The organism is Microbulbifer variabilis, from assembly GCF_056232115.1.
This window is the reverse complement of sequence record NZ_CP174325.1, coordinates 2,312,412-2,333,405: the sequence shown is the minus strand read 5'-3', so window position 1 is coordinate 2,333,405 and position 20,994 is coordinate 2,312,412. Positions and strand designations below refer to the sequence as shown.

The 20,994-nt window shown below is 53.3% G+C and carries 24 protein-coding genes; 7 read left to right on the top strand and 17 right to left on the bottom strand.

The features are described from left to right. Positions 1 to 2: 2 nt before the first annotated feature. The 14 genes from queE to ACJJI7_RS10180 all read right to left on the bottom strand — a co-directional run bounded on the left by queE (position 3) and on the right by ACJJI7_RS10180 (position 11,228). Positions 3 to 662 (bottom strand): 7-carboxy-7-deazaguanine synthase QueE, encoded by a 660-nt coding sequence (queE, locus tag ACJJI7_RS10245; protein WP_444902229.1) that lies wholly within the window; start codon positions 660 to 662, stop codon positions 3 to 5. A gap of 114 nt (positions 663 to 776) precedes the next feature. Next, positions 777 to 1,601, bottom strand: a complete 825-nt coding sequence (gene ybgF / locus ACJJI7_RS10240; RefSeq protein WP_444902230.1) for a tol-pal system protein YbgF — start codon at positions 1,599 to 1,601, stop codon at positions 777 to 779. Positions 1,602 to 1,619: 18 nt separating this feature from the next. After that, positions 1,620 to 2,105, bottom strand: coding sequence for an OmpA family protein (locus ACJJI7_RS10235; RefSeq protein WP_020411964.1), 486 nt, complete (start codon positions 2,103 to 2,105; stop codon positions 1,620 to 1,622). Between the two features lie 95 nt (positions 2,106 to 2,200). Continuing rightward, on the bottom strand, positions 2,201 to 3,496 hold the full coding sequence (gene tolB / locus ACJJI7_RS10230; RefSeq protein WP_444902231.1) for a Tol-Pal system beta propeller repeat protein TolB: 1,296 nt from the start codon (positions 3,494 to 3,496) through the stop codon (positions 2,201 to 2,203). Further along, the gene (gene tolA, locus ACJJI7_RS10225) at positions 3,493 to 4,287 is read right to left on the bottom strand and encodes a cell envelope integrity protein TolA (protein ID WP_020411962.1); all 795 of its coding nucleotides are present in this window, start codon (positions 4,285 to 4,287) and stop codon (positions 3,493 to 3,495) included. The genes tolB and tolA overlap by 4 nt, the downstream gene beginning before the upstream one ends. A 7-nt stretch (positions 4,288 to 4,294) precedes the next feature. After that, entirely contained in the window at positions 4,295 to 4,726 is a 432-nt protein-coding gene (tolR, locus tag ACJJI7_RS10220) for a protein TolR (protein WP_282951630.1), read from the bottom strand. Between the two features lie 20 nt (positions 4,727 to 4,746). Continuing rightward, positions 4,747 to 5,436 carry a protein TolQ gene (gene tolQ / locus ACJJI7_RS10215; RefSeq protein ID WP_020411960.1) on the bottom strand — a complete coding sequence of 230 codons (690 nt, stop codon included), beginning with the start codon at positions 5,434 to 5,436 and terminating at the stop codon, positions 4,747 to 4,749. 4 nt (positions 5,437 to 5,440) lie between these two features. After that, positions 5,441 to 5,845 (bottom strand): YbgC/FadM family acyl-CoA thioesterase, encoded by a 405-nt coding sequence (locus tag ACJJI7_RS10210; RefSeq protein WP_282951631.1) that lies wholly within the window; start codon positions 5,843 to 5,845, stop codon positions 5,441 to 5,443. A gap of 11 nt (positions 5,846 to 5,856) precedes the next feature. After that, a complete protein-coding gene (gene ruvB, locus ACJJI7_RS10205; protein WP_444902232.1) occupies positions 5,857 to 6,879 on the bottom strand; it encodes a Holliday junction branch migration DNA helicase RuvB in 1,023 nt (340 codons plus the stop codon). Positions 6,880 to 6,903: 24 nt separating this feature from the next. Next, positions 6,904 to 7,515, bottom strand: a complete 612-nt coding sequence (gene ruvA, locus ACJJI7_RS10200; protein WP_282951632.1) for a Holliday junction branch migration protein RuvA — start codon at positions 7,513 to 7,515, stop codon at positions 6,904 to 6,906. 59 nt (positions 7,516 to 7,574) lie between these two features. Next, positions 7,575 to 8,108 (bottom strand): crossover junction endodeoxyribonuclease RuvC, encoded by a 534-nt coding sequence (gene ruvC / locus ACJJI7_RS10195; protein WP_020411956.1) that lies wholly within the window; start codon positions 8,106 to 8,108, stop codon positions 7,575 to 7,577. 147 nt (positions 8,109 to 8,255) lie between these two features. Beyond that, positions 8,256 to 8,999 carry a YebC/PmpR family DNA-binding transcriptional regulator gene (locus ACJJI7_RS10190; RefSeq protein ID WP_282951633.1) on the bottom strand — a complete coding sequence of 248 codons (744 nt, stop codon included), beginning with the start codon at positions 8,997 to 8,999 and terminating at the stop codon, positions 8,256 to 8,258. 103 nt (positions 9,000 to 9,102) lie between these two features. Beyond that, a complete protein-coding gene (gene aspS, locus ACJJI7_RS10185; protein ID WP_444902233.1) occupies positions 9,103 to 10,881 on the bottom strand; it encodes an aspartate--tRNA ligase in 1,779 nt (592 codons plus the stop codon). A gap of 77 nt (positions 10,882 to 10,958) precedes the next feature. Then, positions 10,959 to 11,228: an FmdB family zinc ribbon protein gene (locus ACJJI7_RS10180; RefSeq protein WP_020411953.1), complete on the bottom strand. Its 270-nt coding sequence runs from the start codon at positions 11,226 to 11,228 to the stop codon at positions 10,959 to 10,961. Between the two features lie 290 nt (positions 11,229 to 11,518). On the opposite strand from ACJJI7_RS10180, the gene ACJJI7_RS10175 reads away from it, so the two are divergent. The 5 genes from ACJJI7_RS10175 to ACJJI7_RS10155 all read left to right on the top strand — a co-directional run bounded on the left by ACJJI7_RS10175 (position 11,519) and on the right by ACJJI7_RS10155 (position 16,638). Further along, positions 11,519 to 11,920, top strand: a complete 402-nt coding sequence (locus ACJJI7_RS10175; protein ID WP_020411952.1) for an HU family DNA-binding protein — start codon at positions 11,519 to 11,521, stop codon at positions 11,918 to 11,920. Positions 11,921 to 12,145: 225 nt separating this feature from the next. Further along, positions 12,146 to 13,873, top strand: a complete 1,728-nt coding sequence (locus ACJJI7_RS10170; protein WP_282951634.1) for a proline--tRNA ligase — start codon at positions 12,146 to 12,148, stop codon at positions 13,871 to 13,873. A gap of 130 nt (positions 13,874 to 14,003) precedes the next feature. Next, complete coding sequence (locus tag ACJJI7_RS10165) at positions 14,004 to 14,570, top strand: lytic transglycosylase domain-containing protein (RefSeq protein ID WP_282951635.1); 567 nt, start codon at positions 14,004 to 14,006, stop codon at positions 14,568 to 14,570. A gap of 3 nt (positions 14,571 to 14,573) precedes the next feature. Then, on the top strand, positions 14,574 to 15,641 hold the full coding sequence (locus ACJJI7_RS10160; protein WP_444902234.1) for a helix-turn-helix transcriptional regulator: 1,068 nt from the start codon (positions 14,574 to 14,576) through the stop codon (positions 15,639 to 15,641). Positions 15,642 to 15,795: 154 nt separating this feature from the next. Then, complete coding sequence (locus ACJJI7_RS10155; RefSeq protein WP_020411948.1) at positions 15,796 to 16,638, top strand: sterol desaturase family protein; 843 nt, start codon at positions 15,796 to 15,798, stop codon at positions 16,636 to 16,638. 58 nt (positions 16,639 to 16,696) lie between these two features. Here ACJJI7_RS10155 and ACJJI7_RS10150 read toward each other — a convergent pair whose 3' ends face one another. Both ACJJI7_RS10150 and ACJJI7_RS10145 read right to left on the bottom strand, forming a co-directional pair. Then, on the bottom strand, positions 16,697 to 17,647 hold the full coding sequence (locus tag ACJJI7_RS10150) for an AEC family transporter (RefSeq protein ID WP_020411947.1): 951 nt from the start codon (positions 17,645 to 17,647) through the stop codon (positions 16,697 to 16,699). A 205-nt stretch (positions 17,648 to 17,852) separates the two neighbouring features. Continuing rightward, a complete protein-coding gene (locus tag ACJJI7_RS10145) occupies positions 17,853 to 18,257 on the bottom strand; it encodes a DUF4345 family protein (protein WP_169337095.1) in 405 nt (134 codons plus the stop codon). Positions 18,258 to 18,499: 242 nt separating this feature from the next. Here ACJJI7_RS10145 and ACJJI7_RS10140 point away from each other — a divergent pair, with 242 nt between their 5' ends. Together ACJJI7_RS10140 and ACJJI7_RS10135 are read left to right on the top strand one after the other, a co-directional pair. Next, positions 18,500 to 19,315, top strand: a complete 816-nt coding sequence (locus tag ACJJI7_RS10140) for a peptidylprolyl isomerase (protein WP_444902235.1) — start codon at positions 18,500 to 18,502, stop codon at positions 19,313 to 19,315. A gap of 164 nt (positions 19,316 to 19,479) precedes the next feature. Next, entirely contained in the window at positions 19,480 to 20,409 is a 930-nt protein-coding gene (locus tag ACJJI7_RS10135) for a HupE/UreJ family protein (protein ID WP_282951639.1), read from the top strand. A gap of 51 nt (positions 20,410 to 20,460) precedes the next feature. On the opposite strand, the gene ACJJI7_RS10130 is transcribed toward ACJJI7_RS10135, so the two are convergent. Next, the gene (locus ACJJI7_RS10130) at positions 20,461 to 20,937 is read right to left on the bottom strand and encodes an Lrp/AsnC family transcriptional regulator (protein WP_020411942.1); all 477 of its coding nucleotides are present in this window, start codon (positions 20,935 to 20,937) and stop codon (positions 20,461 to 20,463) included. Positions 20,938 to 20,994 lie beyond the last annotated feature (57 nt).

Genomic DNA, 20,994 nt, shown 5'->3' with positions numbered 1-20,994 from the left:
AATTAAACCCCAGGAATATCTCCCCAGAGCAACTTATGTAGCTGCATCTGCATACGCACCGGCAGGCCATCCGCCAGTATCCACTCAGCTAGCTGCCGCGCCTGCAGCTGCTCATAACTGGGCGAAAAGAGCACTTCCCCTACTCGCTCTGGCAAGCTGTACTGATCCAGCGTAAATCTGGCCCACTCGTAATCGCCGCGATCGCAGATCACAAATTTAATCTGGTCATCGCGGGTGAGCACTTGCATATTTTCCATGCGGTTGCGGTGCTGTTCCCCAGAAGCTGGTGTCTTCAGATCCACAACCCGGGAGACACGCGGGTCTACCTGGTCCACAGGCATGGCCCCGCTGGTCTCCAGGCTTACTGAGTAACCCTCATCACACAAGGACTCCAGCAAGGGCAGGCAATTGGGTTGCGCCAGGGGCTCACCGCCAGTCACACAGACATGTCGCGCCGGATGGCTCTTTACCTGGTGTAATATCTGCTCCAGAGTCATACGCTCTCCACCATAAAAAGCGTATTCGGAGTCGCAATAGGTACAACGCAGCGGGCAGCCAGTTAAGCGAACAAACACTGTTGGCAGGCCACTTTCTCGTGCTTCCCCCTGAAGGGAGTAGAAAATTTCACTAATTCTCAGTGATTCTTTAGACAGACTGGACATATACACCCGACACAAAAACGCCCAGAGGGCACATGCCATCCGGGCGCGGGATCATAGGCTTTTTCTGCTCAAAAAACCAGCGATGGTACTTTGAGAGTAACGAATTATCCGCTACTAAAAGTTCTCCTGGAGATACTTCTTCGCCAGGTTTGATGCCCTGGCGTCGCTGGCAGCAACCTGCTCAAGCAGGTTGCGGGCTTTCTGCTGGTCACCAAGCTGGTGGTAAACAGTACCCAGCTTGTAACGACCGTCCCAGACTTTATTGGAGTTGGGGTAGCCATCAAGCAGTGCCACAAACCATTCTCGAGCCTCTTCCAGGTTTCCCTGCACTAGTGCTATCTCACCCAGCCAGTAGTTGGCATTGGGAGCGTACTGCCCATTGGGAAAGTCTTGCAGCAGACTCTTGAACTCAGCGCTGGCACCACCGTAGTCGCCATTGCGAGCGAGGCCAAAACTGGCCTGATAGCGATCGCGCTCACTCTTGCCGTCTTTTGGGCCCTGAGGCTTGGCAGGCATTGCGCTACCGCCCTGAGCGGAAGTTGCCCCGCCATCGTCGGCATTGGCTGGCGGCTGAGACGAGGGCTCTGTACCGCTGAGGCGGGCAATACGCCGATCCAGGTCCATATAATCCTCGGTGCGCTGCTGCTTGAGACGTTTGATCTCGTGGCGCAGCTCCTCGACCGCCCCCCTCAGTTCACGTACTTCCTGCTGCAGCACTTGCATCTGGTAGTAGGCTTCGGCCTGGGGGTTAGTCTTGGCTTTCGGAGCCGGACTTCCGGCACGGGCGAGCTGCATTTCCGCAGCGTCACTATCGCTCGGGGAAATCGACTGCTCCTGACTGCTGGCAGACAGATCCACAATCGGAGCCTGGGAGAATACGGGCGATGCCGCAGCCATTAATGCTGCGGTAATCGCCAGTTTTCTAATCGTAAAAGCCATTGGCATCCATTTTGACGATTAGTTAATAACAACGCGACGGTTCATCGCACGGGCAGCTTCGTTAGAGCCCATTTGAGCCGGGCGCTCTTCACCGTAGCTGATCACTTCCAGAGTAGCTGCATCTACGCCTTGCAGTACCAAAAAGTCGCGTACAGCATTAGCACGGCGCTCACCCAGAGCCAGGTTGTACTCACGGGTACCCAGCTCATCAGCGTGGCCTTCCAGACGCACAGAGCCAGAAGCACTGCGCATACGGTCAGCATGACGGATCAGTAACTCACGGGTTTCCGGCTTCAGAAGGGATTGGTCGAAGTCGAAGTAAACTACGTTTTCCAGAGGAGCCAGAGCCTCGCCATCGTCTACAACATTGGTCTCAACCGGAGCTTCAATGTCGGTTTGGTTTACAACTTCCTGACCGCTCTGCTCACTGTCAGTGCTGCTACAACCGGCCATTACTGCAAATACACAGGCCAGTCCAAAACCTGTTTTAACTGATTTCAACATAAGCTACTCCGCTTTTTTGTGTTATCGAAAATCCTGAAAGATTTTTAAAATTGGTCTTTTAAACACCCTACGCATCAACGCGTCGGGCCCCCGCCTCAATCAAAGTATGGCGACCATGCCGGTTCCCGGACATCACCCCTTTGTGAGGGCAGGTTGTACTTCACCCCAGCATCCAGCGATACCGCAGCCAGAATACCTTTGTCTCCGCGCTTGGTTGCGTACATCAACATTGCCCCATTCGGTGCAATGCTAGGGGATTCGTCCAGTGTGGTCTCCGTGAGGACACGCATTCTGCCCGAATTAATATCCATCGTGGCGATGGTAAAGGTTCCCCGGTTGCGATGTACCATGACCAACGTCTTCCCATCAGGAGAAACACGCGGCCGCGCATTGTAGTCGCCATCGAAGGTTAAGCGGTCGACTTGACCAGTGGCAAGAGTCAATTGGTAAATTTGTGGTTTTCCTCCCCTATCGGATGTGAAAACCAACGATTTACCATCAGGCATCCAGTTTGGCTCGGTATCAATGGAGAAGTGTCTGGTCATACGGGTGAATTTGTTGCTCACCAGATCCAGTACGTAGATCTCCGGGTTGCCGTCCTTGGAGAGCACCATAGCCAACTTGGTTCCATCAGGAGACCATGTCGGCGAGCTATTGATGCCCTTGAAGTTAGTCAGTTGCTTGCGCGCACCGGTGCGCAGGTTCTCGCGGAAAATCGCCGGGCGGCCGGTCTCGAAAGAAACATAAGCCAGCTCCTGTCCATTTGGCGACCACATGGGAGACATCACCGGCGCATTAAAGCGGCGAATCTGCTTGGCTCGGGCGCCATCGATATCTGAGCGCATCAGCACATAGCTGGGCTTACCGCCGCGGGTTTCTTCCTGCACGTATACCATTTCGGTAGAGAAGGCACCACGAATACCGGTTATGGCTTCAAAGATTTCATCTGCCGCGCGATGGGCGATATCCCGCAACTGGGTCTGGCCACCGCGCACCTGCTTGGTGAACATCTTGTGCTGGCCGAACACATTAACAAGGTCAAAAGTGAGCAGGTAACCGGTAGCCTGGGGCTCGATTCTACCAGTCACTATGTATTCGGTACCGAGAATACGCCAGTCCCGAAACACCACATCCTCCGGGGTTTTAGGAAAAGACAGCATGTCCTCTTTAGGCACCGGAGAGAATAGGCCGCTCCGGCGCAGGTCTGCGGAAATAATCCCGGAGACATCCTCTTTCAGCACACCGCTGCCGGACCAGCTGAAAGGAGATATCGCAATAGGAGTAGGATCATCGATACCGCTTGTGATATCTACCACCAGCTGGGCCCGAGCCCCCAGGCTCACCGAGGCGATGGCAATAATGACGACTGTTTTCAGTAAACTCTTGATCATTGGCGCAGATCTTCGACTTTAAAGTTCAAAATAGTAGTGCGGACTTCCCGCTCGAAAATTACTGGTTCTTCCCTGGCCAGCTCAGCCACTTCAGGGAAAACTTCTACCCGACGAATAGCTGTAAGAACCGAACGGTCCAGGGCGGCGTTGCCGCTGCCCTCGACGATATTAGTTGCCACTACTCGACCGGTGGGGACAAAATTAATTTTCACTTTGGTCAGCATACCGTTACGCGCACTCGGCGGGCGACTCCATACTGATTCAATACGCTGCTGGATTGCCTGACCAACAGACATTACTGCCTGCTGCCCCTCATTGGCATCCAATAACTCCTGCTCTTCCTCCAGTGCTTCATCAAAAGAACTCTGGCGCTCTTTAGCCAACTGCTCCTTCAGTTCTTTCTCTTTGCGCTCCTTTTCCTTACGCTCTTTCTCGCGACGGGCCTTCTCTTGCTTAGCCTTGCGATCGGCCTCAGCTTTGGCCTTGCGTTTCTTTTCAGCCTCGAGCTTTTTCTTTTGCTCCAGGGCCGCGCGGCGCTTGCGCTCAACCTCTGCCTTGCGCTTCTGCTCTGCCTCGCGCTGGGCGCGCTGCTGGATCTTATCCACCTTCTTTGGCAGCTTTTTCTGCGGCGTAGCTGCTTCGATAGTCACCAGTTTGGCCTGCACAAACTTCGGCATAGCCTTGCGCTCGGGCATACTGCTGGCTTCCCAGCCATAAGTGATGGCAGCAATCAGCGCTCCGTGCAACAGGAGGCTGATTATAATCGCCAGTGCATAAAAGCCTTTATTCACCGACACCCTACCCCTGCGGTGGCTCTGTCACCAGACCGACGCTGGGCGCTCCCGCCTGCTGCAGTTCGGTCATGGCATTCACGATCAGGCCGTACCTGGCATCGGTATCGCCCCATACCAACACCGGAGTTTTTGGCTTTTGGCGCAAAACCTTGCCAACCGTCTCCTTGATTTCAGACAGTGGCTTAGCTTCTTTTTCCTCTGATCCCAGGTTCAGGTAATAGGTACCGTCGGCTCGTACAGACACGATCAACGGCTCCTCGTCGGTATCCTCCATCGGCGCCGAGGGCGCGTTGGGCAGGTCGACTTTGACCCCTTGCATCAATAATGGTGCCGTGACCATAAAGACAATTAGAAGCACCAGCATCACATCGATGTAGGGCACCACATTGATTTCGGATACCAGCTTCTTCTTGGTTCCTTTGCGAAACACACTCATAGGGTTCGCCTACTCACTACTCAGCCAGAGTGCACTTTGCGGTGCAGGATCGAGGAAAACTCCTCGGCAAAAGTTTCGTAGCTGGATAACAGCCACTCCGCTTTGGCCGAGTAGCGGTTGTATGCCATCACTGCAGGTATTGCCGCAAATAGGCCCATAGCCGTGGCCACCAGTGCCTCACTGATACCTGGGGCAACCGTGGCAATGGTGGCTTGGTGCATCGTGGCGAGACCGCGGAAAGAATTCATAATCCCCCAAACGGTGCCAAACAGGCCGATATAGGGACTGACAGAGCCAACAGTAGCCAGAAACGGCAGATTCATTTCCACCTTTTCCTGCTCACGTGACATGGCCACGCGCATCGCCCGCTCAGTACCCTCCATAACCGCTTCAGGGCCACTGCTGCCCTGCTGTCGCAGGCGGGTAAACTCGGTAAAGCCGGCGCGGAACAGGGATTCGACCCCATCAGTTTTGCCTTTTTCGGCGCGCTCACTTCCCTCGCGAAACAGCTTGTTGAGGTCCGCACCGGACCAGAAGCGACGCTCAAAGCTACTGAGGCCGCGCTTGGCCTGGGATAGGTAAAGCCCGCGCTGGATAATCATGACCCAAGACACCACAGAGGCCAATAAAAGCAACAGCATCACGAGCTGTACCAACAGGCTGGCGTTCTGGATTAGCCCCCAAAGAGAAAGTTGTTCACCGGCGTTCATCTTCTTAAATAACTGCCTTTAATGCTGAATAAATAGGTTCCGGCAGGGCACAGGGCCTGCGGCTGTCGTCAGCGACACAGGCAACTTTGACCACACCTTCGCAAATTAGCTCATCGCCGCGCCAGATTTTTTGCTCGAAAGTCACCGCGGCTCGCCCCAGTTTGCCAATCGCCGCAGTAGCGTGCAATGCATCATCGAGTAGAGCGGAGCGGCGGTACTGGATCTCGGCGGAGTGCGCCACCAGTAAAAGCCCCTGCGCCGGCATCGCCGGCTTATCATAACCGAGGGAGCGCAACAGTTCTGTGCGCGCGCGCTCCATATATTTCAAATAATTCACGTAATACACAATGCCGCCCGCGTCTGTATCTTCGATATACACACGCATGGGAATACTGAAGTCTCCTTTCACCCGGTTTCCTCTCACTGCTTTTTATCCGGCGCTGGTATGCCGAAATGTTCATAGGCGAGCCCTGTAACCACCCGTCCGCGAGGTGTGCGAGCGATATAGCCCTGTTGAATCAGGTAGGGCTCAAGTACGTCCTCCAGGGTATCGCGCTCCTCACTCACCGCAGCTGCTAGGCTGTCTACCCCAACCGGGCCGCCATCAAACTTCTCAATCATGGCTAGCAACATGCGTCGGTCGAGCTGGTCGAAGCCGCGGGCATCCACATTGAGCATATTGAGCGCGGCATCCGCGGTGGCCGAATCCACAGAGCCATTGCCCTTAACATCGGCATAATCTCGGACGCGGCGGAGCAGGCGGTTTGCAATCCGCGGGGTGCCGCGGGCACGCCGCGCCACCTCCAGGGCTCCCCCCTCATCCATATCCACCCCCATAAGGCCCGCGGAGCGGCGCACGATGCTGGTGAGGTCTTTCACGTTATAGAATTCAAGGCGTTGAACTATGCCGAAGCGATCGCGCAGGGGGGAGGTGAGCAAGCCTGCCCTGGTTGTGGCGCCCACCAGGGTGAAAGGTGGCAAATCCAGTTTGATTGAGCGTGCCGCAGGCCCTTCACCAATCATGATATCCAGCTGGTAGTCCTCCATCGCCGGATACAGGACTTCCTCCACATGTGGGCTCAGGCGGTGAATCTCATCGATAAACAACACATCACCCGGCTCTAAATTGGTCATCAAGGCGGCCAGGTCGCCCGCCTTTTCCAGCACGGGCCCGGAAGTGGTCTTGATAGCCACTCCCATCTCCGCAGCAATAATATTCGCAAGGGTGGTTTTACCCAGGCCGGGCGGGCCAAACACCAGGGTGTGATCCAGGGCCTCTTTGCGCAGTTTGGCGGCCTGGATAAAGATCTCCATCTGCTCACGCACCACCGGCTGACCCACATAGTCCGACAGAGTCTTGGGGCGCACAGCGCGGTCATACTGCTCTTCGTGGCCCGCAGGGCCTACCGGATCAGGTGCTACCAGGCGATCAGCTTCTATCATCGCAACAACTCCAGGGCACTCAATTTACGCGGGCGCCATGCCCTTCAGGGCCAAGCGAATCAAGGTAGCACTATCTGCATCAGGCTGCTCCTTGCTGGCGCGCGCAACCATTTTACTGGCTTCAGTTGGCTTGTAGCCCAATGCCGCCAGGGCACATTCAGCCTCTCCGGCATGATCTGCCCTGGGGCTGGCAGTCGCGGCTATCAAGGGGATATCGTTGGCATCACCAAAGTCCGGGGTCAACTTATCCCGCAGCTCCACTATCAAACGCTCAGCAGTCTTCTTACCCACACCAGGCACTTTTACCAGAGCTGCAACATTGTCTTCTGCAACACAGCGCGCCAACGCCGCACCGTCGAGTCCAGACAGAATTGCCAGTGCCATTTTGGGGCCAACACCACTTACCTTTATCAGGGTCCGAAAAAGCTTACGATCGGCATCACGGATAAAGCCATACAACTGCTGGGCAGTCTCTGAAACGGCCAAATGGGTGTGCAACTGTACCTGCTGACCCAGGGCCGGGAGCTCAAAGATAGTGGTCATGGGAGCGAGCACTTCGTAGCCAACTCCCTGCACATCCACCAATAGCAGCGGCGGCTGCACTGCGGCCAGAGAGCCGCTCAATCGTCCAATCATGTGTTATTCCAAATTTGTTATACCTGCCCCAACGAAAGAGGGAGAGCGGCAGGAGCCATTCACATACTGAGACGCCCGCGACGGAAGCGACTGCGCGCCCCCCCATCTCCAGCGGTAAATGCCAATGTCTGCTCTGTATGCATATGACACAGCGCCACCGCGAGCGCATCAGCGGCATCCTCCTGGGGCGCCGCTGGCAGCGACAGCAGGGTTTTTACCATATGCTGAACTTGCAATTTATCTGCACCGCCATTGCCCACCACCGCCTGTTTGACCTTGCGCGCTTCATACTCGGCAACCTCGAGGCCGCTATTGGTCCCAGCCACAATAGCGGCACCACGGGCTTGCCCCAGTTTTAGGGCGGAGCCTGCACTCTTGGACATAAATACGTTTTCAATTGCCATCTGTGCAGGCTGGTATTGCTGTGCAATCTGGCACACCGCATCGAAAATCAGCTTGAGGCGTTCCGGCAGAGGTCCCTCGGGAATACGAATAACCCCACTAGCCACATAGCGAGCCTTACCCCGCTCCACATCGATAATTCCATAGCCCGTTTTACGCGAGCCGGGGTCAATACCCAAGATTCGGGTCAAGAGGCAGCTCCCCAGGTATCTGTATGTTTATATAGTGGTGGGAGTGTCCCAAGGTGAGATGAAAGCGTCAAGGGAGAGCTTGCGAGGAGCGTATCGAAAATCACATGGGGCAAGGCAGGACGCTCCCTGCCCTGCAGTGAGCGGGAGTTAGCCCAACTCTTCCATGACCTCTGCAGGAATATCCGCATTGGTGTAAACGTTTTGCACATCATCGAGATCCTCCAGCATCTCGACCAGCGCCAGCACCTTCTCCGCACCATCTTTATCCAGGGGAACTGTGGTGGAGGGGATCATCGCAATCTCGGCACTATCCGGAGTAAAACCAGCTTCTACCAGCGCGTCTTTTACTGTCAGGTAGTCCTGGAATTCAGTGGTAACTTCAACGCTGCCATCGTCATTGGTCTCGATATCTTCAGCACCCGCTTCCAGGGCCGCTTCCATCAGCGAATCCTCATCGACCCCAGTCTCGTAGAACATCTGACCTTTACGCGTGAACAGGTAACTTACCGAGCCATCTGTACCCAGGTTTCCACCGCGCTTGGAAAAAGCGTGGCGCACTTCGGCCACCGTACGGTTGCGGTTGTCGGTCAGGCACTCTACCAACACCGCTACACCACCAACACCGTACCCTTCGTATACAACCGCTTCGTAGTTTTCACCCTCAGCATTTCCGGCCCCGCGGGCGATCGCCTTATCGATGGTATCGCGCTTCATATTGGCGCCCAGAGCTTTATCAATGGTAGCCCTTAACGTCGGGTTATCATCTGGGTTCGGCCCCGCTTTCGCTGCAACCGTCAATTCGCGAATAATCTTGGTAAAAACCTTGCCCCGCTTGGCATCTTGGGCCGCTTTGCGGTGCTTGATATTGGCCCATTTACTATGTCCGGCCATTGTCGTCTCTCTTCAGTCTGTGCGTGGGATGGACCAGTAAGCGAAGCGAGCTGTCCATCTACACGATTTCGCGGGCTCGCTTCGCATAGCCCACCGGGGAAAATCAGCTGATTTGTTCTTCTTTCTGGCGCAGGCGGATGCTTAATTCACGCAGCTGCTTGGCGTCCACCGTTCCCGGTGCATCTGTCATCACACAGGCCGCACTCTGGGTTTTTGGGAAAGCGATCACATCGCGGATAGAGTCGCTGCCGGTCATTAGCATAACCAGACGATCCAAACCAAAGGCAAGGCCACCGTGGGGGGGCGCACCGTATTTAAGCGCATCTAACAGGAAGCCAAATTTCTCGCGCTGCTCTTCCTCATCAATGCCGAGAATGCGGAATACCGCCTGCTGCATCTCTTGATCATGGATACGTACAGAGCCACCACCCAGCTCAGTGCCATTTAGCACCATATCGTAAGCGCGCGACAAAGCTTCGAGCGGATTTTTCTCCAACTCTTCCGGGCTGCAAGAGGGCGCAGTAAACGGGTGGTGCAATGCGGTGAGGCTACCGTCATCATTTTCCTCAAACATCGGGAAGGCCACCACCCATAAGGGAGCCCACTCGCTGGTATAGAGACCCAGGTCTTCACCCAGCTTGCAGCGCAATGCACCCAGGGCTTCAGAAACCACCTTAGCCGTATCCGCTCCGAAGAAAATAATATCTCCATCTTGCGCCTGCAAACGGTCGAGGATTGCCGCGCGTGTTTCCAGGGGCAGGAATTTAACAATTGGAGACTGCAGACCGTTTTCAAGGTCAGCGCGATCGTTGACTTTCACATAGGCCAACCCCTTAGCGCCATAGATGCCGACAAACTTACCGTAGTCATCGATCTGCTTGCGGGTCAGCTTATCGCAGCCACCAGGTACTTTGATCGCAGCCACACGGCCCTTAGGATCATTAGCCGGTCCGGAAAATACCTTGAAATCCACTTCGGTCATCAGGTCTTTAATTTCTACCATTTCCAGCGGAATACGCAGATCCGGCTTGTCGGAACCGTAGCGCAACATGGCCTGATAGTGGGTCATGCGGGGGAACTCGCCCAATTCAATGCCCTTCAATTCCTTAAACAGCTTGCGGACCATACCTTCGGTGATCGCCATGATCTCTTCCTCGTCGAGGAAGGAAGTCTCGATATCGATCTGGGTAAATTCCGGCTGGCGGTCCGCACGCAGGTCCTCGTCTCGGAAACACTTGGCTATCTGGTAGTAGCGGTCAAAGCCGGAAACCATCAACAACTGCTTAAACAGCTGTGGAGACTGCGGCAGGGCGAAGAATTTACCTTCGTGGGTCCGGCTTGGGACCAGATAATCCCTCGCGCCTTCCGGGGTGGCACGGGTCAGGATTGGAGTTTCAATATCGAGGAAGCCGTGTTCATCCAGGTAATTGCGGATAGCAGTGGTCAACTTGGAGCGGAAATACAAATTGCTCTGCATCTCATTGCGGCGCAGATCCAGGTAACGGTACTTAAGACGTACGTCTTCACCTACTTCAGTATGCTCATCCAACTGGAAAGGTACGGTTTCCGCTGCATTGAGAATTTCCAGCTCGGTGCCATATACCTCGACTTCACCTGTATCCATATTTGGATTCAATGCCTCTGGAGCGCGGGCACGCACACGCCCAGTGACCTTAAGCACATATTCACTGCGCACGCGGTCGGCCATTTCGAAATGCTCGGCAGCATCCGGATCAAATACTACTTGAACAATACCCTCGCGATCGCGCAGGTCGATGAAGATCACACCGCCGTGATCTCGACGGCGATCGACCCAGCCACAGAGGGTTACTACACGGTCTATGTCCGCGGAACGAAGGACGCCACAGTAGTCGCTGCGCATGGATGAAAATTCCCGTTATCGATAGGTGAAAAGTTTAAGTAGAGAGTACACCGCGCGGGCAAACCCGCACAGCGGATCTAGGCCGTCTTTGCCGCCGGCTTAGCGGGCTTGTCGCCCTTGGCATTACCATTATTGGCTGCGCCACCGGCAAGGTTTTTCTTATTACCAGTTTTAAAGTCAGTCTCATACCAACCGCCGCCCTTCAGGCGGAATCCAGCCGCGGAAACTTTCTTACGCAGCTCTGCCTGTTCACAGGCTGGACAGTCTTTGAGCGGGTCATCGCTCATGCGCTGCAGGGCCTCCATTTCATGGCCGCAGGCATTGCACTGGTATTCATAGATCGGCATTACTCAGTACCTGGTGCTGTAAAAAGGGGGACAGAGTATACATGAGCCCCCCAAAGGGAAGAAGCTGCCCCCACCTTTTGGCCTGTCGAGAGGGGTTTCAGAGTCACAAAAAGGCTAAAAACTATAGAAAAAGCACTATTTTTCCAGTATTTCCCCGTGCGGCCGAACAAAAACTATATATACTTCCCTCCATCACCCGCTGAGACCGCCGTTTTTTGGATGCAGCGCAGCGGGAGACCAAACACACTTTTACCGGATACATACCAAACAACAAAAGAAGGAAGTAAGCCATGGCTGTTACCAGGAAAGCTGCTACTAAAACAGCTGCTGCCAAAAAGGCTCCAGCTAAGAAAGCCGCACCGGCCAAAAAAGTAAAGGCAATCAAGGAAAAGTACACTAAAACCCAGGTCCTGAACCAAATTGCGGAAAACACTGAGCTGTCCCGCAAACAGGTTCAGTCTGTTCTGGATGAGCTGAGCGATATCATCGAAGGTCACATCAAGAAGCGCGCTATTGGCGAGTTCGCTCTGCCTGGCCTGATGAAAATCACCACCGTGAAGAAGCCGGCCAAGAAGGCTCGCAAGGGCATCAACCCGTTCACTGGTGAAGAGACCACCTTTAAGGCCAAGCCGGCCAGCATTCAGGTGAAAGTTCGTCCGCTGAAGAAGCTGAAAGAAATGGCGGAGTCCTAAGACATCCCTCTTCCTCAGTAAAAAACCCCGCTCATGCGGGGTTTTTTACTGATGTACTCGGAAAACGCCCTTTCCTACTTAATTTGGCTTACATAGGATATGAGCCAGTTAGAGCTCACTGCCCCCCAATCTTAATAACCAGACCAGAACCAAGCGGCAATATTTATTGCGCGATGAATAGCGTAAAATAGCCAGCTTACTGATAATTGAGCCCAACAGATTCCTATGCGCGCATCCCGTTATCTCATTGCAACCCAAAAAGAAACCCCAAACGACGCGGTGGTAATTAGCCATCAACTAATGTTGCGCGCGGGTATGATCCGTCGCCTGTCATCCGGCCTGTACACCTGGTTACCCACAGGATTGCGCGTGCTGCGTAAGGTGGAGCGTATTGTACGCGAGGAAATGGACCGAGCCGGAGCACTGGAAGTACTAATGCCCGTGGTACAACCGGCAGAGCTTTGGGAAGAATCCGGCCGCTGGCAGCAGTATGGCCCTGAGCTGCTGCGAATCCAGGACCGCCACAATAATCACTTCTGCCTGGGCCCAACCCACGAAGAAGTGATCACCGATTTGATCCGCAACGAGATCAACAGCTATAAACAACTACCGGCGAGTTTCTACCAGGTACAAACCAAATTCCGCGACGAAATTCGCCCCCGTTTTGGTGTAATGCGCGCACGCGAGTTCACCATGAAAGACGCCTACTCCTTCCATATCGATGCGGACTCCCTGCAGGAAACCTACGACATAATGCACAATGCCTATTGTCGTATTTTTGACCGCATTGGCCTGGACTACCGTCCAGTGCTGGCGGATACCGGCTCTATCGGAGGCTCCAGTTCCCACGAGTTCCACGTTCTGGCACAAAGTGGTGAAGATGATATCGCCTTCTCCACAGAGTCCCGTTACGCAGCCAACGTAGAGCTGGCTGAAGCTGTAGCCCCTGCCGGTGAGCGTGCCGCACCCAGTGGGGATATGCAGGAAGTGCACACCCCAGGGCAGAAAACCATCGTCGATGTCAGCGAATTCCTGAAGAGCGACCCTGCCCACTCGGTGAAAACTCTCATTGTGATGGGCGCATGCGAAGAAGGGGAAACCGCACCACTGGTCGCGCTGGTCCTCCGCGGCGACCACGAGTTAAATGAACTAAAAGCGGAAAAGCTGGCCGGTATCGCAAGCCCGCTTGAGTTCGCACCAGAGCAACGTATCGCTGACGAGCTGGGCTGCAATATCGGTTCTCTGGGCCCAGTGGGCATGAAGATCGAGATGGTTGTGGATAGATCAGCAGCGCACTTGGCAGATTTCATCTGTGGTGCTAACCGCGACGATTACCACTATACCGGCGTGAACTGGGGTCGCGATGTAGAGCTCGGCCGTATTGCCGATCTGCGCAATGTGGTTCCCGGCGATATCAGCCCTGATGGACAGGGGACCCTGGAAATCAAACGCGGCATTGAAGTAGGCCATATCTTCCAGCTGGGTGACAAATACAGCCGCGCAATGAATGCCACTGTACTCGACGAAAACGGTAAGGAACAGGTAATGCCGATGGGTTGTTACGGCATCGGTGTTTCCCGTATCGTAGCGGCAGCGATCGAACAGAATCACGACGATTCCGGCATTCTGTGGCCAGATGCAATCGCTCCGTTCCAGCTGGCGATCGTGCCTATCAATATGCACAAAAGCGAAGTGGTGCGGGAGAAGTGCGACCACCTGTACGAATCCCTGCGCAACAATGGCATCGATGTATTGCTGATGGATGAGCCAAAGGCACGACTTGGCGCCATGCTTGCAGATGTCGAGTTGATCGGTATCCCACACCGTATCGTAATCGGCGACCGCGGCCTGGAAAAAGGTGTGGTGGAGTACAAAGGGCGCGGCGATGCTGAAAGCCAGGAGTTTGCTGTCTCCCAGCTGGAAGAAGTCTTACTGGATAAAATCAGCCACTAATCCACAACCCGCCATCCCGGCTCCTTAGCGGGCCGGGTATCCTGCCAATACTCCGCGATAAAGTAGATTTGCGTTACAGGTCCGCAAAAAGGCACTGCCCATTTTGTCAGGATTTCGTAAAATCCAAGCCATGATAAAAAAAGCTATCGCCACAATATGGTTATGCTTGTCTTGGTGTGGCGCCCAATCCCAGAGCATCTCCAATGAAGTCGATCCCGAGTTGCGCCTCGCCCTGAGAGAAGCCATCAGCCAGGCAGACAGTTTTGTCGATCGCTTCGATGCAGAGGTGTGGCTGATGTCAAAATCCCAGCCTCTATCCCGCTATATCAAAGACCCTAAAAGACGGATGCATGTGCTGAAAGCGGTGCACCGCGAAGCGACGCGTGCGGGACTACGACCGGAGATTGTCCTCGCCGTAATCCAGATCGAGAGCGCCTTCAATCCCTATGCGGTATCCCGAGTAGGTGCCCAGGGTATGATGCAGGTGATGCCATTCTGGAAAAAGGAAATCGGGCGTCCGGATGACAACCTGATCGATATGGATACCAATCTGCGCTATGGCTGCACAATCCTCAAGCACTATATTAAGAAAGCCAAGGGTAACTTGGCCAATGCCCTCGCTTATTACAATGGCAGCTATGGCCGCCACAGCTATAGCAGCAAAGTCCTGGATGCCTGGGCTAACCGCTGGAGGTAAGCCATGACCGCCGGTTATTTATTTTTCTCTGGCGGGGCCTGCGCTTTACTGTTGCTGGCGGCTGCCAAAGTATCCATTAACCACTACCAGCTCGCTGCAGGTCGGTGGCTGATTCTGGTCCTGCTAGGCGTAATTTGCTACCTGCTACTACCGACACTGCCCACACTTAGTGGCACCGTTGCCATGCTTGTTCATATGCCTGTGATTCTGGTGCCTGCCGCCTTTTGGCTTTTTACACATTTGCTATGCCGAGAGGAGGAATCCTTCCCACATTGGGGCTGGCTCCCGATTTCCCTCTCCATCATCTTCAGCGTCATGGCAAATCACGCACCAATTTCAGTGAGCACCAACGCACAGGAAATTTTCTTTAATCTATCCCAATTCCTGCGCCTCGCCCTGATTGGCTTGGGAGTGTTGACACTGTTAGGGCAATTCCAATCCGACCTTGTGGAAGAGCGCCGCCGCCTGCGCGCAATCCTGTTAATTGTAGTTGGCGCTTATATGTTTATTGTGATCAGTGCCGAGTCTTTGTTTGCTTACCGACCTGTGCCGAATGGTGTACCGACCCTACACGCACTGTTAGCCAGCCTTTTATCGCTGGCAGCTTGTTTATGGCTGCTGGCACTAGCACCCAGCGCCTTGGGGGAGTCCCTTTCACAAGCACCAGTAGAATCCCCAGAGGAAGAGGCACCACCACCAGAACCAGTGCCAAGTCTGGATGAACAGCAGCAGGCACAGCTGGTAAAACTGCAGGAGCATATGGAAAACGGCGGCTACCGTCACACGGGTCTTACTATTCGGGAGCTGGCAGAGCAACTGGATACTCGCGAACACCTGCTGCGCACCCTGATTAATCGCCATCTCGGTTATCGGAATTTTAATGAGTATCTAAATCAGTTCCGTATTGATGAAGCCAGCGCCCGCCTTGCAGACCCTGAACAGGCGCACCTTCCGGTACTGACTATCGCCCTGGATATCGGCTACCGCTCACTCAGCCCCTTTAATGCTGCCTTCAAGCGCCGCCATAATTTGACTCCCACCGAGTACCGTCGCGAGAAGCTGCCCGCCTGATTGGGCAGCCGTTCGGAATCCGTCAGCATTTTTTCATTTTCCGCAAGCCTCTATTAAAAAACGTCCCCAGACTGGAAACTCCACCGCACGCGCTGCCCCAATCCTACCGGGAAAACAGCGACTCCATTTCCAATACAATATTGATGGTGAGAGTATGGATTTTCTAATGGACGTGAGTCACTACGGAGCCACTCACTTTAAATTAACCCTATTTCGCTATGTGCTGGCGGCTTCGGTAATGAGTATCTGTGCAGGCTGGCTATTTCGCGCTTGGATGAACCGGCGCCGAATTCAAGAACGCCGAGCCAACTGGGGGGACATTCGACGAGAAGTCAGCTACTCAATGCTGACCGTTTGTATTTTCACTCTTTTCGGTATCACTATTAATCTGCTGCAGGATATGGGCATTGCCAAGCTTTACTGGCAGTGGAGTGATTACCCTATGTGGTGGAACCTGATCAGCCTGCCTGTAGTTATCCTTTTACATGACGCCTACTTTTACTGGACCCACAGGGCCATGCACCACCCAAGGGTGTTTAAACACTTCCACCGTCTGCACCATATGTCGCGGACTCCCACACCCTGGACGGCTTACAGTTTTTCAATCGGGGAAATTTTTGTTAATGGGCTCTTCTCCCCCCTGATTGCACTAACAATACCCCTACACCCAACTATCTGGCTCAGTTTCCTGTTTGTAATGATTTTCCGTAACTCCATGCTACATACCGGCCGCGAATTTCACCCACGCAGCTGGGTGGATGGTCCGCTGGACAATATGACTACAACCACCCACCACGACCTTCACCATCAACGATTCCAGGGTAATTATGGCTTCTACTTCACTTGGTGGGACCGGTTGATGGGTACTGAATTCAAAGACTACAAGAAAGTTTTCCGCCAAGCGGTAGACGGGGAGCTCCATGGTGAAAAGCTGCCTCAAGCCCATGGGACGGCACCAACTCCAGATAGGGAGGACGGAGAAAAAATTATCGCATAGGGCGTTCGGTCGGACCTGTGGCATTCAACTGATATTCACAGGTCTGGATCCCGAATGCTCATCCTCCCAAATACAGCGTGAGTGGCAGTGATACCAAGCTGATAAAGGCTGTCGCCACCACCATAGCTGAGGCAACCGCACCATCACATCCATAACGTTTAGCCAGGACAGCAGCAATCGCACCAGAGGGCATAGCAGACTGTAAAACCAGTAACTCCCGCTCCAGGTGTGGCAGCTCAAAAGACAGCGCCAGAACCCAGGCAAGAAGAGGCTCTGCCGCTAACTTCAAAAGCACAGCAACAGTAATCAGACCCGCCAGTTCACGCACCGCAATTGGACGCAATGCCAAACCGATACTGAATGCCACCAGTACAATCAGGGACCGACCCGAAACTCGCAAAATATCTTCAAATAGTTGAACAAAGACATTTCCCTGAGGCAAGCTAATAAGAGAAATAACAGTTCCTAGGATCATGGCAATGAAAATTGGCGATGTAAAAAAAGGCCTGCAGGCTTCCCACAGACTTTCCCTTTTTCCCTCATCCCTGCCGAAGTAAATAGCTACGGCAACACCAAAAGTAAACACGGATAATAAGGCGCCATATTCCCCTATCAGTACACTATCTCTCATTACCAGTGGATTATTGTTAAAAACCCGCCGGATCAACGATAGTCCCAAGGTGGATGAGCCGCCAAACCCAGCCACCAATACAATAGAGCCAAGTGTCTTGCGACCTAATCCCATCATTTTTCCGATGAGCCACGCGGGCACCATAATACCGATGCTAACCACGAACAAAATTGCAGCCGGTATTAACGCCTGGGAGGAAAAAGGAACCTTACTCAAACTGAGTAGGATGACTGCGGGCAGTGCAAAATCCGTCGTTAGGCGCCCAAAAACGCCCTGCTCCTCTTCGAGAATCACCCGGTGCTTACGCAACCAGATTGCCGAGGCACAGAGAGCAACCAGGATAACCAAGGCTTCAACCAAGCTTTGGAACTGTGACATTTCACCCACCAATCAGAGGCCACACAGGGCCACTGCGCAACAATTTTTCAATTGATAAAAAAGACACAGCAGGCCAGGGCTGAAAGCCCTCGCCAGGCTTTTTGGCAATAATTAATACAAGGAAAATTATTGGATGGGAAAAGAATAAGTCATTTATCAATAAGCGAAAGCTTTAGAGGTACAACTTGAATTGGAAAACTCTCATTTAGTGTCCATGTTGCAACGGCAACCAGCGAGATTCTCGATAACAGAAAAGTCCCCAGACCACCATCAATATTTCCAGGGCCAAAAACAACAAGTTGCGCTCGTCAAAGCTGCCGGTTGCCAGCATGCCAAAAAGTCTACCCATGGCGAACCCAATATAAGAAATCGACAAAGCCGCATAGGCTGCCCGGCGGTGTGGCCGCATTGCCAGAGCAATTAAGAGAATTACGGCAATTGCCAGCATAAAGCCACCATAAGTAGCAAGAAACTCTGGCACAGCTGCAGGGGAAATGAATGACAGGCCAACTGCTGCAGCGAAAGCCTCTGGATTAAACAGAGCTCCCAGACCTATAGACGCAAAAATCAACAAGTTGAGAGTTAAATAGACTCTACCCAAATATTTCAACTGCAACTCCCCTCCACCAGCGGTGATCTAACGTCTAGGAAGGCTCGCAAAACCGCAAGCCTTCCCGAAAGCCTTCCTCAAGTATATATGAGGCCCAAGCCGCCACTCTTTCTAATAGGTCACCATTCCTTGGTAAATTGGCCGGCAGGGAAAGCTTTTTCTTTCTGGCAAAACACTTACCGCCTTCCATACTTACCGGTCGCCACTTCATTCCCACCAGTTACTTCAAACAGGTCCCGAGTATGAGAGCACTAATCAAAGAGCCGCTCACTCATATGTTAATCATCGGCGGTGCACTGTTTATCCTTGATACGCTTGTACAAGAACAATCGGTGGACCGCAACAAAATTGTCATAACTGAGGACCGTATTGAGCACCTTTCCGCAGTATTTTCCCGTCGCTGGCAACGGGCACCCTCTCCTGTTGAGGTACAGCAGCTTGTGGAAACTTATGTGCGAGAAGAAATATTGTACCGTGAGGCGCTGAACCTCGGTCTGGATCACAATGACACCGTGATCCGGCGACGTTTACGTATGAAGATAGAACTTGCCGCCAGGGATATTGCCGACAACGTTGAGCCGGCGGAAAGCACGCTGCAGCAATACATGGAGCAAAATGGGAAAGACTACCAGCGCCAAGCCCACTTCAGCTTCCGACAACTCTATTTTCAAACCAGTAATAGCCAGGAGGATATTAAAAAAGTCCTCATCCGGCTTAACCAGGGCCTGGAAGACGCCTCTGCCGGAGACAGTAGCCTATTGCCCAATCAGATAAACAATAAGAGCAGCACGCGTATTGATCAGCTATTTGGCCCCGGCTTTTCCAGCCAACTTACTAAATCATCGCAGGGAAACTGGTTTGGACCACTGAAGTCCGCTTATGGCTGGCACCTGGTTTTCGTAGATGATTATGAACCCAGCAGCGCAGCCAAGTTTTCAGAAGTGCGGACTCAGGTGCTGCGTGATTGGCAATTAAACAGGCGAAAAGCACAACTGGAACAGCAATATCAGCAGTACCGAGAAAATTACACAGTACGTATTGACGCCCCATCCCTCTGAAATTGCCACACTATAGCAGGACGAAAAAGATGCACTATAAAAGCTGGGCAAAAATATACTTATTAGTGCTGTGTATAGCTGCTCTCTCACTCCCTACCACCGCCCATGAGTTACGATCCGCCTATCTCCAAATTGAACAGATAGACTCACGGCGATTTGATGTTATGTGGCGAGTGCCCGCGCGCGGAGAATTACGGCTGTCTCTGGATGTACATCTGGGCCTGGGTTCTACTGTACTTGGCCCAGCCAGTGGTGGCTTCCAAAACGGATTTTATACAGAGCGCTGGCAGATATATCACCCCAATGCGCTTTCACAACTGCCCATCTCCATTGATGGGCTGGAACACACCCTCACCGACGTACTTGTACGGATTGCCTGGCTAGATGGGAATGAAATATTCCAACGACTGATGCCCGAGCGCACTGGCTTTACTGTCGGCAAAAAGGAATCCCATGATCAAGTTACCAGCACCTATTTCAAGCTCGGCCTGGAACACATTCTACTCGGCATAGATCACCTCTTGTTTGTCCTGGCCCTAATGTTGCTCTGCAGTGGCTGGCAGCAGCTACTGCTTGCCCTCACCGGTTTCACCCTAGCTCACAGCATAACCCTGGGCGCCACCACCCTGGGGCATTTATCCCTGCCACAAGCCCCTGTCGAAGTAATCATCGCTCTCAGCATTGTCTTTATAGCCCGAGAAATATTGGCCAAGGGTCATGGTTACAGCAGCCTGACAACGCGCCTGCCATGGCTTGTGGCCTTCGCCTTCGGTTTGCTGCATGGCCTCGGCTTTGCCGGTGCTCTGGCGGATATTGGGCTGCCGCAAAGCTCTATCCCCCTGGCACTTCTCAGTTTTAACCTGGGTGTGGAAGCTGGACAAATACTGTTTGTCGCCATCACTGCCACTCTATTCATAGGGTTTTGTCACATACTCAGGCTGCTTCATCAACGATACATCCCAGGGCAGCAGGTGCCTGAAAAGAAGTGGGAAAGGGGCAATATAACAGTCTGGATAGCAACACCAATTGCCTACTTGATCGGCGCAGTCGCCTGCTGGTGGTGTCTGGATAGAACTCTATCGCTACTAATCTAGCCCTTGGCTCCAGTGGTAGGGCTATTCAGCCCCACCACCTGCGGTTTTGGCTCAGTCCTGAAACAGCAGCTCCAGGGGATAGCCAGTGAAAGGTTTGGTTTTTTCAATGACTAAGTGCGAGGTCATACGTGAGATCGCAGCTTCCTCGTTGGCCAGCAGCTGCTCAGAGACCCGATTGAAGTCCGCCGCATCAGGGCAAACGAAACGCAACATATAGTCAAACTCACCAGACATCTTCACACAGGATACTATCTGAGGGATGTCATTGATAATCCGCCGGAAATTTTCACTGGTACGCGCATCCTGGCGCTTAAGGGCCACGTTTACATAAAACTCTGCATGGCGCACCTTATCCAAGTTAATCTCGGCAAGAAATTCGCGGATGTAGCGCTCACTGGTCAGGCGCTTAACCCGAGCCAGGCAGGCACTCTCCGACAGACCAATCTGTTCACTCAAATTCAGGTTGCTAATACGGGCGTTGGTTTGCAGCGCCTGCAAAATACGCAAATTATGCCGGTCAATTTTCACAGAACTGATTTCTTTTGAATCTGAAAGGGGGCAAGGATAGCGGTATTCGCTGAAGGC

Bases quoted from the DNA above. Each gene is read 5' to 3' on its own strand.
- tolR (WP_282951630.1), bottom strand. From the start codon at position 4,726: ATGAGTGTGTTTCGCAAAGGAACCAAGAAGAAGCTGGTATCCGAAATC.
- ACJJI7_RS10150 (WP_020411947.1), bottom strand. From the start codon at position 17,647: ATGTCACAGTTCCAAAGCTTGGTTGAAGCCTTGGTTATCCTGGTTGCT.
- tolB (WP_444902231.1), bottom strand. From the start codon at position 3,496: ATGATCAAGAGTTTACTGAAAACAGTCGTCATTATTGCCATCGCCTCG.
- ACJJI7_RS10190 (WP_282951633.1), bottom strand. From the start codon at position 8,999: ATGGCCGGACATAGTAAATGGGCCAATATCAAGCACCGCAAAGCGGCC.
- ACJJI7_RS10170 (WP_282951634.1), top strand. From the start codon at position 12,146: ATGCGCGCATCCCGTTATCTCATTGCAACCCAAAAAGAAACCCCAAAC.
- ACJJI7_RS10140 (WP_444902235.1), top strand. From the start codon at position 18,500: ATGAGAGCACTAATCAAAGAGCCGCTCACTCATATGTTAATCATCGGC.
- ACJJI7_RS10135 (WP_282951639.1), top strand. From the start codon at position 19,480: ATGTGGCGAGTGCCCGCGCGCGGAGAATTACGGCTGTCTCTGGATGTA.
- aspS (WP_444902233.1), bottom strand. From the start codon at position 10,881: ATGCGCAGCGACTACTGTGGCGTCCTTCGTTCCGCGGACATAGACCGT.
- ACJJI7_RS10180 (WP_020411953.1), bottom strand. From the start codon at position 11,228: ATGCCGATCTATGAATACCAGTGCAATGCCTGCGGCCATGAAATGGAG.
- ACJJI7_RS10155 (WP_020411948.1), top strand. From the start codon at position 15,796: ATGGATTTTCTAATGGACGTGAGTCACTACGGAGCCACTCACTTTAAA.
- ACJJI7_RS10175 (WP_020411952.1), top strand. From the start codon at position 11,519: ATGGCTGTTACCAGGAAAGCTGCTACTAAAACAGCTGCTGCCAAAAAG.
- ybgF (WP_444902230.1), bottom strand. From the start codon at position 1,601: ATGGCTTTTACGATTAGAAAACTGGCGATTACCGCAGCATTAATGGCT.
- tolQ (WP_020411960.1), bottom strand. From the start codon at position 5,436: ATGAACGCCGGTGAACAACTTTCTCTTTGGGGGCTAATCCAGAACGCC.
- ACJJI7_RS10160 (WP_444902234.1), top strand. From the start codon at position 14,574: ATGACCGCCGGTTATTTATTTTTCTCTGGCGGGGCCTGCGCTTTACTG.
- ACJJI7_RS10165 (WP_282951635.1), top strand. From the start codon at position 14,004: ATGATAAAAAAAGCTATCGCCACAATATGGTTATGCTTGTCTTGGTGT.
- ACJJI7_RS10235 (WP_020411964.1), bottom strand. From the start codon at position 2,105: ATGTTGAAATCAGTTAAAACAGGTTTTGGACTGGCCTGTGTATTTGCA.
- ruvB (WP_444902232.1), bottom strand. From the start codon at position 6,879: ATGATAGAAGCTGATCGCCTGGTAGCACCTGATCCGGTAGGCCCTGCG.
- queE (WP_444902229.1), bottom strand. From the start codon at position 662: ATGTCCAGTCTGTCTAAAGAATCACTGAGAATTAGTGAAATTTTCTAC.
- ruvA (WP_282951632.1), bottom strand. From the start codon at position 7,515: ATGATTGGACGATTGAGCGGCTCTCTGGCCGCAGTGCAGCCGCCGCTG.